We start from the raw sequence: 12,211 nt of genomic DNA on the forward strand, positions 1-12,211 counted from the left end.
TTATAGCAATTTATATTAATTAGTAAAAATTTTTTTATTTAATAATCTAAAATATTAGGTAGCTCTAAAGTTAGAGATTATTTTTAACAAAAGTTTTCAACAGCAAGAGCTGAAAGTTGTGCAACAATTGATACACCAGCACCTAATAAAGTAGCACTTGTTACTTCAACTGAATAAGTTTCGCATCCACAGCAATTTGAGCAATCGCAAATTTGGAAAGAGAATGATTTATTTGCAAGACCAGCAGGTAAAACTTCAGAGAAAGTAAATGATTCACCTACAGGTTGTCTGCATCCATCACAGCATTTAAATACTGAGAAAGTTAAAGTAGTTAATAATCCAACTGGTACATTTATTAAAAAGTTGAAGTTAAGAAGAACTGTAGGATTACATAATTCTCTAGTATCTATAGTTACACTACCTACAGGATAAGTTTTTGGCAAAAGAACATTTGCAGCTATTAAAGGTAATGGACCAACAGCTCCTCTAGCACATCTTAATAAAGCTTTTCCTGGCTTTGGAGCGCAAGAACAAGATTTTTTAACTATAAAACATTCTTCATAGCAATGATTTCTTCTAGGTTTTCTACATTCGCAATCATAGTCTTCATGACAGTGATGTTTTTCAGGCTTTCTACATTCATAATCATAATCATTATCATAGCAATGTTTTCTTTTTGGCTCTTTACATTCACAATCATCTAAATAATTTTTATTATCTTCTATCATTTTTATAAAATCCTCCATAAATCTAAATACATTTGTTCAACAAAGTTTAATTTTTTTCTTATAGTACATTGTATAAATTAGTAGAAAAAATGTGCTATGATAAATGCTTTTATTCAACAAAATTTTTTATTATTCTATGATATGAGATATAAATATTAATAAATTTACTAATGTTAGATAATATATAGAGAGATAAAATCAAGAATTATAGGGAATAAATAATATAGTCTGAATAATATAGTATTTTTTAGGCGAAAAGTTTTTTATTATTTATAAAATAAAAAATTATTTCTTTACCTTTAAAATCTTTATTATTTTAAAGATTTTTTATATAATTCTAAAATTATATTATCTTAATAAATAAAATTTTTTTAATTTAATTTTATTTATTATTGAAGATATATTTATGTTTAAATAAACTTGTTATAATCTTAATAAAACAGAGATTACTGTTTTATTGAGTGTATAATAAGTGGTTTTATTTTTATTGTTATATTATTTTTATAATTGTTTATAGAGTATATTTTATAAAATTTTTTATTAATTTATAAATTTCAATGTGTTCTAGCTTCTATAGAATTGTAATAACTTAAATATTTTAAAATGATACTTTAAAATAAAATTTGTTAGAAACAAATTTTATAGAGTTATGTTTTGAATATAACTCAGTATTAATCATATTTAAATTTTAAGTTATAATTTTTAATAAAATAAAAAAACCTATAGTTTTATCTATAGGTTTTTTAGTGTTTAGTTTACTGTTTTAGTTGATATTATATCAGATCCTGTTCCTAAAACATTTTTAATGATTACATCTCCAACTTTTATAGGAAGTGTAATAGAAACAGAATTGATTTCCTTCATTACATCAAATATCATTCCTTTAGGAATTGGGATATTTGTTTTAACTGGTATAACCATATTAGAACAGTTATCTATTTTAACTGTTGAGGTAACGATTCTTGTTGGATTTTTAACTTCATTTAATCCATAAACTTCTCCTCTTTTACATGTATTTCCTTTTACTGTTTCTTTCTCTGTATCTACAGTAAGATGACATCCTCTAGGACAAACTATACAAATTAATTCTTTTTCCATGATTATTCACCATCCTCTAATGAAATTGTTAAAGCACCTTTTGCATTCATAAGGTTATTTTTTAGGATTGATATTCTTTCCATTTCAGCAGGAGCAACATGTTGCTTTTTAAAGCTTTGAATTATATTACCTTCTGAATCTCTAACAACTATAACTTTATTTTTAAATACATTACGAACTCTCATGAATACTCCAAGGTTTCCATCAAGAGATTCAATTTCAAATTTTTGAGGTACTGTATAACTTATATTTTCTCCATTTTTAATTTCTACAAATTTATTTAATCTTTTTTTACCTTGAATATATTTTGCTGCATTTTTACCAGCATTTTTTGATTCTTCAGTAACAAAGTCAACTAAGTCATGAACATGTACAACATTTCCGCAAGCAAATATACCTTCTTTATTTGTTTCCATACTTTCTGAAACTATAAGTCCATTGGTTCTCATATCTAATTCTACACCTGTACTTTTAGAAAGTTCATTTTCAGGAATTAATCCAACAGAAAGTAATAATGTATCTACATCAAAATCTATTTCAGTTCCTTTTATAGGATTTTTATTTTCATCTACTCTAGCTATAGTTACCTTTTCGAGTCTCCCATCTCCTTTAACATCTACAACTGTATGAGAAAGGTATAATGGAATATTATAATCTTCTAAACATTGAACTATATTTCTTGTTAATCCATTTGAGTATGGCATAAGTTCTACAACAGCTTTAACTTTGGCTCCTTCAAGAGTCATTCTTCTAGCCATTATAAGTCCAATATCTCCAGATCCAAGAATAAGTACTTTTTTACCAACCATATATCCTTCCATATTTATAAATCTTTGAGCAGCACCAGCAGTAAATATTCCAGAAGGTCTATCACCAGGAATACTTATAGCTCCTCTTGTTCTTTCACGGCAACCCATAGCAAGTACAATTGCTTCAGCTTCAAGAGTAATATATCCTTTTTCAGAATTTATTGCATGAACAGTTTTATTTTGAATCATTAAAACCATAGTATCTAGCATAACTTCAATTTCAGTTTCTTTAACTAAATCTATAAATCTTCCAGCATATTCAGGGCCAGTAAGTTCTTCTTTAAAAGTATGAAGTCCAAATCCGTTATGAATACATTGGTTTAATATACCTCCAAGTTCTTTATCTCTTTCGATAATTAATATATTTTTAACACCATTTTTATAAGCCTCATGTGCAGCAGCTAAACCAGCTGGACCTCCACCTACAACTATTAAATCATATTTCATAACTGATACCTCCTACTTTGTTTTTCCAACGATTATATATGAATTGTTTTTATCTAAAAGAACATCTTCTATATTCATTCCAGTTTCACGAGCTATTATTTCTTGAACTCTAGGTCCACAGAATCCACCTTGACATCTTCCACATCCAGGTCTACATCTTCTTTTAACACCATCAATTGTCCTAGCTCCAAGTGTTCTATTAATGCTATCTACTATCTCACCTTCAGTTATATATTCGCATCTACAAATAATTCTTCCATATCTATTATCCTTCTTAATTAATTCAGCTTTTTCACTTTGAGAAAGGTTAATGAAATGTATTTGCTCTCTAGTTTCCTTAAAATTATCTTTTGGATTTAATTTAAGTCCTGCTTGTCCCATCATTTTTACAACATCAACTGCTATTGCTGGAGCAGATGTTAGGCCAGGAGATTTAATACCTGCAACATCAACGAAACCTTTAACATCTTTTGCTTCTTCAACTATAAAATCAGGATTATCTGCTACAGCACGAAGCCCAGCAAAATTTCTTATATTTTCTCTAAAATTAATTTTATTAGTAGTTCTTAGTGAAGTTTCTCTAATTTTATTTAATCCTTCTGATTCAGTAGAAACTGAGTCTTTATCATCTATATCAATAGCATTTGGACCAACTAAAAGATTTCCATGGACAGTAGGAGTAACTAGAACTCCTTTTCCTAATTCAGATGGACATTGAAAAATAGTTTTTTCTACTAAAGATCCTTGACTTTTATCTAAAAGGAAGTATTCACCTTTTCTTGGAGTAATTTTATAAGCCTCATTGCAGATTAAATTGTGAATACTATCAGCATGAACTCCTGCAGCATTAACTATAAATTTGGATTCTACTATATCACCATTTTCAAGTGTAATTTTAAAGTGATTATCTTTAGTTATTTTAACTACTTTAGAATTTAATCTTAATTCACCGCCGTTATCAATAGCATTTTCAGATAAAGCTATAGTAAGTTCATATGCTCCAACTATTCCTCCAGTAGGGCAGAATAGAGCTGCTTTAATATCAGGATTGATATTTGGTTCCATCTCTAAGACTTCTTCTTTATTTAGCATTTTTATTCCTTCAACTTTGTTAGCTAATCCTCTTTTATATAAAATATCTAATTCTTTCATATCTTCTTCATTAAAGCCTATAATAAGTGAACCATTTCTTTTAAAAGGAACAGATAAATCTTTACAAAGCTTATCAAACATTTTATTTCCTTCAACATTATATTTTGCCATTAATGTACCTGGTTCTGGGTCATATCCAGAGTGAACAATTGCCGAATTTGCTTTAGATGTTCCCATAGCAACATCATTTTCTTTTTCAAGTGTAACTACATTTAGATTATATTTAGTAAGCTCTCTAAAAATTGAACCTCCTATAATTCCTGAACCAATAATTGCAACATCATAAATCATTTATATCGCTCCTTCGTATTAAAATAAAAAGAGCCAACTCAAAAAAGACATAACAATGCCCTTCTTGTGTTTAGCTCTAATCTTCTCTTCTACACAAAAATAAAATTTTCTTATTAACTTACGTTAATTATAACACATATCTGAAAACATTTCCATAAATTTTTTAAATTAGTCATCTAAAGCCCAATCTTTAGATCTTTCAACTGCTTTTTTCCATTTACTATAATATCTATTACGGTCTTCTTCATTAACTTTTGGCTCAAATTCTTCACTAGCAAACCAAAGTTTGGATATTTCTTCTTTATCTTTCCAATATCCAACTGCTAAACCAGCAAGATATGCTGCACCAAGTGCTGTAGTTTCAGTTATTATAGGTTTTATAACTTTTTTACCAACAAGGTCAGATTGGAATTGCATTAAGAATAAGTTTTGGCTTGCGCCTCCATCTACTTTAATACAGTTAATATCATATCCAACATCATCAATCATAGCTTCTAAAACATCTCTAGTTTGATAGGCAATTGATTCAAGGGCTGCTCTTATTAAATGATTTCTATTAGCACCACGAGTTAATCCAACTATTGTACCACGTGCATACATATCCCAATGAGGTGCACCAAGTCCAACAAAAGCAGGAACTATATAAACTCCCCCATTATCTTTAACTTTTGTAGCAAAATATGCAGTGTCACTAGAATCACTTATAATTCTTAGTTCATCTCTAAGCCATTGAATAACAGCTCCCCCTACAAATACAGATCCTTCTAGTGCATATTGAACTTTTCCATTTAATCCAATTGCAATAGTTGTTAAAAGACCATTTTTACTTTGAACTAAATTTTCTCCAGTATTCATTAATAGAAAACATCCAGTTCCATAAGTATTTTTAACATCTCCTTTGTTAAAGGCAGCTTGTCCAAATAAAGCAGCTTGTTGGTCTCCAGCAATACCTGAAATAGGAACTCTTATTCCACCTTTAGAACCTAAATTAGCATATCCATATATACATGAAGAATCTTTAACTTCCGGAAGCATTTGTTTTGGAATATCTAAAATTTCAAGTAGCTTATCATCCCATTGTAAAGTCTTTATATTAAAAAGCATAGTTCTAGATGCATTAGTATAATCTGTTACGTGAACTTTTCCATTAGTAAGTTTCCAAACAAGCCATGTGTCAACTGTACCGAATAATAAATCACCTTTTTCAGCTTTTTCTCTAGCACCTTCTACATGGTCAAGAATCCATTTAATTTTTGTTCCTGAGAAATAAGCATCTAAAACTAATCCAGTATTTTCTTTTATATATTCTTCATATCCATCAGATTTTAATTTATCACAAATATCAGCAGTTCTTCTGCATTGCCAAACAATTGCATTATAAACAGGTACTCCAGTATTTTTGTCCCAAACAATAGTAGTTTCTCTTTGATTTGTTATACCTATAGCTGCAATATTTTCTTGAGTTATATTTGATTTTGCCATAACTTCTTGTAAAACACTATATTGGGTTGCCCAAATTTCCATAGGATCATGTTCTACCCAACCTTCTTTTGGATAAATTTGATTAAACTCTTTTTGGCTAACTCCAAGAATATTTTGTTCATTATCAAATATTATTGCTCTTGAACTTGTTGTACCTTGATCTAATGCCACTACATATTTTTTCATATTAATCACCTCATAAGATTTTTTTACATGTACCAAATAGCTTCTTTTGTTGTAGATATACAAGTTGCTCCAGATTTTAGAGCACTCATAACATCTTCTTTATCAGATATTAAACCACCAACAATTAGTGGCTTATTTATAGTTTTAGAAAGTTGATCTATTATTTTAAATAATAGACCAGGTAGCATTTCAACTGCATCACATTCATCTACTAAATGATTTTGTATACCTTGAAAAGAAAGGCTATCTAAAATAAATACTCTCTGAATTGCTATAAGTCCTAGTTTTTTTGCTGATCTTATTGTCTGAGGCTTTGTACTTATGATGCCATTAAAACTTGTTTTTTCTTTTAAATATTGCAAAGCTATTTCTCTATTTGTTAAGCCATCCACTAAATCAATGTGTAATATTCCTATTTTATTATGAGCAGATATTTTTTTTGAAATAGATACAATATCTAAGATATTACCGAAAAGAACAAAAATTACATTAACATCAGTTTCTAATGCCTTATCCAATTGGTCATTATTTTTTACAGCAGCTACTACTGGATTTTCTTCAAGTACTCTTCTAAAATTAATCATTAAAATAGCCTCCTTTAGACTGTGAATATATTGTTTTTATAATTATTTAAATATTACTGTGAATAAAACTGTTCCTACAATTCCTCCAAGTATTGGAGCTATAATTGGAATCCAAGAATAAGCCCAATCAGAGTCACGTTTATTTTTTATTGGAAGTAAGAAATGAGCAAGTCTAGGACCAAAGTCTCTAGCAGGATTAATTGCATATCCAGTAGGACCTCCTAATGAAAGTCCAATTACCCAAATTAAAAGTCCTATAGCTATTGGTGAAATACCAGCAGCCATTTTAGAAGCTCCTATTCCCATAATTCCAAACATTAAAATGAATGTTCCTATAAACTCTGTTATAAAGTTCCACTTATAATCTCTTATAGCTGGCATTGTGCAGAAAATTCCTAGTTTTGAATCTTTATCTTCAGTTTCTTCAAAATGCTTGTAATAAGTTAAGAATACCAAAACAGCACCTAAAAATGCACCTATAACTTGTGCAATTATATAAAAAGGTACTTCAGACCAAGGCATGTCTCCTATTACAGCTAAAGAAATAGTTACAGCAGGATTAAATTGGGCACCACTTATAGAAGCAAATATAAATACTGGTATTGCAACAGCAAAAGCCCAACCTGTAGTAATAACAATTAAACCTGAATTATTCCCCTTAGTTTTCTTTAGTAAAACATTGGCTACAACCCCATCTCCTAATAGTATTAGAATCATTGTTCCAATCATTTCTGCTAAAAATTTTTCTACCATAAACATTCACCATCCGATATATTAAATTTTGTTTAGAAATAGTTTATAAAAATTAAAAGAGCTAAACAAAATGGAGCAATAAAAAAAGACTCCCTCGTGTTTAACTCTAAATAATCTCTACACAAGTTAAATATATATCAATATATAAATAATTTACATTTAAAATTATAACAGTTTATGTAATTGTTTTCAATACAAAAGGTTAAATTTTCTAATTCTATTTTAAGAACCACTGATTAGAGAAACTTATTAAGAAGTGGTTCTTTATAAAAAGATATTACGAACATATAATAAATCATGTCAAAATAATAAAAAGGAAAGTGATTAGAAATGAGAATTGGAGTATTAATGGGAGGAATATCGACAGAGAGAGAAATCTCTTTAAAATCAGGGGAAGAAATATTAAAAAATATAAATAAAGATAAATATAAGGAAATAGTTCCAATAATAATAAATAAAGAAAGTGATGTAATAGAAAAGGCTAAAGATATAGATTTTGCACTTCTTGCACTTCACGGAAAATTTGGAGAAGATGGAACAGTACAATCTATATTAGAAGGAATGGGTATACCTTACAGTGGTTGTGATGTAAAAACAAGTGCAATATGTATGAATAAAGCACTAACTAAGAAATATATAAAAAGACATGGAATAAATACAGCAGATTGGATAGTTGTAAAATCAGTTGAGGAAATAGATTATGATATGATTGAAAAAATGACATATCCAGTATTCATAAAGCCAAATAACGGAGGCTCAAGTGTGGCAACATTCTTTGTTAAGAGTGAAAGTGAAGTAGAAAATGCTGTTAGAGAGGGTCTTAAATGTGATAAAGAAGTAATAATAGAAAAGTTTATAGAAGGTGAAGAAATAGCGAGCTTTGTTTTAAATGGGAAAGTTTATCCTACAATTTCAATAAAAGCAAACAAAGGCAAGTTTTTTGATTATGCTTCAAAATATGAAGAAGGTGGAGCAGTTGAAGAGGTAATAAAAATTGATCCTTTTGTTCAAGAAAAAATAAATAAAATTTCAGAAAAAACTTGGAATGCATTAGGTTGCAAGAGCTATTCAAGAATTGATATGATAGTAAGTGATGGAGAACCATACGTACTAGAAGTCAATACTTTACCAGGAATGACAAAATCAAGCCTTATTCCTAAAAGTGCCAAAGCTAGTGGTATGGAATATAGTGAGTTGATAGATAATATAATCAGATATTCACTTAATTAGGAGTTGAAATGATTTGATTTTTTCTAGCTTAGAGTTTAATAATGAAGAACCAATATATAAACAGATAGAGAAATATATAAAAAATATGATAGACAATAAGCTAATAGCAGGTAATGGAAAGTTACCAGCTACTAGAGAACTTGGACGTATTCTAGGAGTTAGTAGGAATTCGGTAATAACAGCCTATGAAAATCTAGAATCAGAAGGAGTTATATATACAATTAAGGGAAAAGGAACCTTTGTAACTCCAATAGAAATTAATGAAGAAGAAAAATGGAATATCCCATGGAATGATAAATTAAATGAATATGGTAGGTTAGCAAATGAATTAGATATCGTGAAAAGTGAAATACCATGGGAAAAAGGAATAATATCTTTTAAAAGCATATCACCAGATGGAGAATTATTTAATATAGATGATTTTAAAAAATCATTTTTAAATAGAATATCAATGGAAGAACACAAAATTTTAAATTATGGATATGCAAAAGGATATAAACCATTAATAGATTATTTATTAAAATATATGCAAAATAAAGGCATAGATACAAAAGGAAAAGATATATTAATAACAAATGGTTTTACTGAAGCATTAGAAATGATGCTTTCAGCGTTTACAAAACCAGGAGATAGCATAATATGTGAAAATCCAACTCATAATACAGCTATAAAAATAATGAAGGCTCAAGGATTAAACATTATTGGAGTTAGTATGAATGAGGATGGACTATGTCTAGAAGAACTAAAAGAAAAGCTCAAATTAGAAAAAGTTAAATTTGGATATCTTATACCTTCATATCATAATCCCACAGGGCTCGTCATGAAAGGGGAAAAAAGACATGAAGTGTATAGGTTGTTTAAGGAAAGTAATGTTCCAATTATAGAAGATGGTTTTAATGAAGAATTACTTTATAATAGTACACATCTATCTCCTATAGCATCTTTTGATACTGGGGGGAGTGGTGTAGTATATTTATCAAGTTTTTCTAAAATTCTTTTTCCAGGAATGAGAATAGGTTGGATACTTGGGGAAAAGAATTTAATTGATTTATTACAAAGTGTTAAAAGGTGTAAAAATATTCATACATCCTTTTTAGATCAAGGGATACTTTATGAGTATCTAAGTGAAGGTTATTTTGATAAGAATATAAAAAAAGTAAAAAAGATATATAAGGAAAAATATAAGTTTGCTTTAAAATGCATAAAAAAATATATTAATCCTAAAATATTGTGGGGAGAGGGTGGCCTTCACATATATGTAGGATTAGATAATATAAACAGCAGAGAATTGTTAGAAAGATGCTATAAAAAGAAAGTTATATTTATGCCAGGAGATATATTTTCAATAGATAATGCATCTGATAATGCATTTAGATTAGGATTATCTAGAGTGAATTTAGAAGAAATAGAAAAAGGTATAAAAATAATAGGAGAAACAATAACCGAAATGAGAAGAGAAAATGAAATAGCATTAGAATAATAGTTATATGTTATAATAAAATATATTTTTTAGTGCAGGAGGTGAATTTGTTGTAAAATATCATATTTTACAACAAAATTAATATGTTTACTCATGAAGAATTAATGGTAATAAAAGAAGCAGTTAAAATTGCTGATGCAGAATATATAAGATTAATAGAATTAAATAAAAAAGATAAAAATAGATTAGTAGCTACTAACAGAAAACAAAAAAAATTATGGCTATTAGAAAATAAGCTAAACAAATTAATAGAAGAAACAAAATAATAGGCTAATAAAGAGCTTTCTTAATTTTAAGGAAGCTCTTTATTTATTTTAATAAGAATTATTTATGTTTATTTTATATATAAAATAAGCATACTAAATTTATAAAATGAGAAGAGGTGTGTTTATGAAAATATTATATATAATAGCTAATTCAAAGAGTGAAGAGGAATCATCAAGTAGAAAAGTATCTAGAGAGTTAATTAATATGTTAATGAAATTTCATCCTGAGTCTAAATTAGAGGAATTGAATTTATATGAAAATAAAATACCTAGATTAGAAGCAAGATATTTTGAAAGTAGAAACTGCATAGTTCAAAGAAAAGATTCATTAACACAAGAAGAAAATGATAATGTAGATAGAATTAATGAATTAGTAAATCAGTTCATAAGTGCAGATGTGTATATAATAGCAGCTCCACTTTGGAATATGTCTTTTCCATCTCCTTTAAAAGAATATTTAGATTGTATAATTCAACAAGGAAAAACTATTGATATTTCTGAAAAAGGAGTAAAAGGTCTATTGGGTGATAAAGAAAGAAGAATGATTTATGTTCAATCATCTGGAGGACATTTACCTATTATATTAAAAAATAAAATGAGTCAAGGAATAAAATATGTAGAGGACTTAATGAATATTATAGGTATTAAGAAGTTTGAAGAATTATTAGTAGATGGAACTGGATTCACAGTTGAAAGTAAAAGAGAGGCAGAAGAGAAAGCAATAGCAAAAATTTTACCTTTATTAAAAAGTTTTAGAAAGTAATTAAATAGTATTTATAATATTAGAAATTTAATAATCTAAGTAAAATAAATTTATATAAATAGTCTAAAAGAGAATTAACAATATAATTCAAATTCATAACTAAAAGTTTTATAATAATAAATAAAAATCTAAAAAATAGTAAGGTGATGAAATGGAATTATATAAAGTTTATGTAAGTTATAAAGAATTAAATAAGGAATATGTAGAATATATAGAAGGCATACTTGATAAAAAGATACAAGACAATAGTGATATTAAAATTACTGAGAAGCTAAACAAGTTTAAAAATGCTTTCGAAGAATTAAAAGTAAAGAGTGATGAGATAGATATAGATGAAAAAGATAAAGAAAATCTAAAAGATTTGCAATATTTAATAGTAGATGCTATTTTTATTTCATATGATTTGATAAATTTCTATACTAATAATCATATTGAAAGATTTAAAATGAGAATAACAAATTACATAAATAAAATTAGAAGAGTGGAGCATAATTTAATATAACTTAAATTTATTATTTTAAAATTTTATGGGTATATTAAAATTGATTAGATTCTTTATTGTGTCCTTTAAATATTTCGGGAGGATTTTAGCTTGATTAAAATATAGCCTAAAATCCTCTTTTATATATGCTAAAAACTTTTTTAAAATTAGAAATTTAAATATATTTTTAAAGACACTTTTCCTAGTGTATCAATATATTAAATTTAAAGAAAATAAGAGAAAATGAAAGAAAAATAAAAATAATTCGTTTATATACATATAGATAAATGAAAAGTGTCGAATAATATGAGTATAATAAATCGTGTCGGAAGCGAGGAAACGACTTCTGAAACAAACAAATCGCCAAAAGCGATGAGTAAAAATGGTCTTTGAAAATTGAACAGAATAATATATAAGCAAACTTAAACCAGCAATTCTTTTATAAGTAAGTTTTAAGAGCT

The 12,211-nt window shown here is 27.6% G+C and carries 12 protein-coding genes; 5 read left to right on the forward strand and 7 right to left on the reverse strand.

Annotated elements, in window-relative coordinates; all coding sequences use genetic code 11:
* Nucleotides 1-83 precede the first annotated feature (83 nt).
* The 7 genes from HMPREF1092_RS13575 to HMPREF1092_RS13605 all read right to left on the reverse strand — a co-directional run bounded on the left by HMPREF1092_RS13575 (nt 84) and on the right by HMPREF1092_RS13605 (nt 7,530).
* On the reverse strand, nt 84-728 hold the full coding sequence (locus HMPREF1092_RS13575) for a DUF4489 domain-containing protein (protein ID WP_002599231.1): 645 nt from the start codon (nt 726-728) through the stop codon (nt 84-86).
* Nucleotides 729-1,478: 750 nt separating this feature from the next.
* Nucleotides 1,479-1,826: a DUF1667 domain-containing protein gene (locus tag HMPREF1092_RS13580; protein WP_002599232.1), complete on the reverse strand. Its 348-nt coding sequence runs from the start codon at nt 1,824-1,826 to the stop codon at nt 1,479-1,481.
* Nucleotides 1,827-1,828: 2 nt separating this feature from the next.
* The gene (locus HMPREF1092_RS13585) at nt 1,829-3,082 is read right to left on the reverse strand and encodes an NAD(P)/FAD-dependent oxidoreductase (protein ID WP_002599233.1); all 1,254 of its coding nucleotides are present in this window, start codon (nt 3,080-3,082) and stop codon (nt 1,829-1,831) included.
* 12 nt (nt 3,083-3,094) lie between these two features.
* Nucleotides 3,095-4,525 (reverse strand): NAD(P)/FAD-dependent oxidoreductase, encoded by a 1,431-nt coding sequence (locus HMPREF1092_RS13590; RefSeq protein WP_002599234.1) that lies wholly within the window; start codon nt 4,523-4,525, stop codon nt 3,095-3,097.
* Between the two features lie 168 nt (nt 4,526-4,693).
* Nucleotides 4,694-6,193: a glycerol kinase GlpK gene (gene glpK, locus HMPREF1092_RS13595; RefSeq protein ID WP_002599235.1), complete on the reverse strand. Its 1,500-nt coding sequence runs from the start codon at nt 6,191-6,193 to the stop codon at nt 4,694-4,696.
* Nucleotides 6,194-6,216: 23 nt separating this feature from the next.
* Nucleotides 6,217-6,777, reverse strand: coding sequence for a glycerol-3-phosphate responsive antiterminator (locus HMPREF1092_RS13600; protein ID WP_002599236.1), 561 nt, complete (start codon nt 6,775-6,777; stop codon nt 6,217-6,219).
* A 42-nt stretch (nt 6,778-6,819) separates the two neighbouring features.
* Nucleotides 6,820-7,530 carry an MIP/aquaporin family protein gene (locus HMPREF1092_RS13605; protein WP_040413747.1) on the reverse strand — a complete coding sequence of 237 codons (711 nt, stop codon included), beginning with the start codon at nt 7,528-7,530 and terminating at the stop codon, nt 6,820-6,822.
* Nucleotides 7,531-7,860: 330 nt separating this feature from the next.
* Between HMPREF1092_RS13605 and HMPREF1092_RS13610 the strand changes: the two genes are divergently transcribed.
* From HMPREF1092_RS13610 to HMPREF1092_RS13630, 5 genes are all read left to right on the forward strand, one after another.
* Complete coding sequence (locus HMPREF1092_RS13610; protein WP_002599238.1) at nt 7,861-8,760, forward strand: D-alanine--D-alanine ligase; 900 nt, start codon at nt 7,861-7,863, stop codon at nt 8,758-8,760.
* A 16-nt stretch (nt 8,761-8,776) separates the two neighbouring features.
* Nucleotides 8,777-10,240: an aminotransferase-like domain-containing protein gene (locus tag HMPREF1092_RS13615; RefSeq protein WP_423219195.1), complete on the forward strand. Its 1,464-nt coding sequence runs from the start codon at nt 8,777-8,779 to the stop codon at nt 10,238-10,240.
* A gap of 83 nt (nt 10,241-10,323) precedes the next feature.
* On the forward strand, nt 10,324-10,506 hold the full coding sequence (locus HMPREF1092_RS13620; RefSeq protein ID WP_002599240.1) for a hypothetical protein: 183 nt from the start codon (nt 10,324-10,326) through the stop codon (nt 10,504-10,506).
* 124 nt (nt 10,507-10,630) lie between these two features.
* A complete protein-coding gene (locus tag HMPREF1092_RS13625; protein WP_002599241.1) occupies nt 10,631-11,269 on the forward strand; it encodes an FMN-dependent NADH-azoreductase in 639 nt (212 codons plus the stop codon).
* 151 nt (nt 11,270-11,420) lie between these two features.
* On the forward strand, nt 11,421-11,771 hold the full coding sequence (locus HMPREF1092_RS13630) for a hypothetical protein (RefSeq protein WP_002599242.1): 351 nt from the start codon (nt 11,421-11,423) through the stop codon (nt 11,769-11,771).
* Nucleotides 11,772-12,211: the final 440 nt, after the last annotated feature.

It is taken from the genome of Clostridium thermobutyricum (genome assembly GCF_000371465.1).
In the GTDB taxonomy this organism is placed as follows: domain Bacteria; phylum Bacillota; class Clostridia; order Clostridiales; family Clostridiaceae; genus Clostridium; species Clostridium thermobutyricum.

Bases quoted from the DNA above. Each gene is read 5' to 3' on its own strand.
- HMPREF1092_RS13630 (WP_002599242.1), top strand. From the start codon at position 11,421: ATGGAATTATATAAAGTTTATGTAAGTTATAAAGAATTAAATAAGGAA.
- HMPREF1092_RS13605 (WP_040413747.1), bottom strand. From the start codon at position 7,530: ATGGTAGAAAAATTTTTAGCAGAAATGATTGGAACAATGATTCTAATA.
- HMPREF1092_RS13590 (WP_002599234.1), bottom strand. From the start codon at position 4,525: ATGATTTATGATGTTGCAATTATTGGTTCAGGAATTATAGGAGGTTCA.
- HMPREF1092_RS13620 (WP_002599240.1), top strand. From the start codon at position 10,324: ATGTTTACTCATGAAGAATTAATGGTAATAAAAGAAGCAGTTAAAATT.
- glpK (WP_002599235.1), bottom strand. From the start codon at position 6,193: ATGAAAAAATATGTAGTGGCATTAGATCAAGGTACAACAAGTTCAAGA.
- HMPREF1092_RS13600 (WP_002599236.1), bottom strand. From the start codon at position 6,777: ATGATTAATTTTAGAAGAGTACTTGAAGAAAATCCAGTAGTAGCTGCT.
- HMPREF1092_RS13625 (WP_002599241.1), top strand. From the start codon at position 10,631: ATGAAAATATTATATATAATAGCTAATTCAAAGAGTGAAGAGGAATCA.
- HMPREF1092_RS13610 (WP_002599238.1), top strand. From the start codon at position 7,861: ATGAGAATTGGAGTATTAATGGGAGGAATATCGACAGAGAGAGAAATC.
- HMPREF1092_RS13585 (WP_002599233.1), bottom strand. From the start codon at position 3,082: ATGAAATATGATTTAATAGTTGTAGGTGGAGGTCCAGCTGGTTTAGCT.
- HMPREF1092_RS13580 (WP_002599232.1), bottom strand. From the start codon at position 1,826: ATGGAAAAAGAATTAATTTGTATAGTTTGTCCTAGAGGATGTCATCTT.
- HMPREF1092_RS13575 (WP_002599231.1), bottom strand. From the start codon at position 728: ATGATAGAAGATAATAAAAATTATTTAGATGATTGTGAATGTAAAGAG.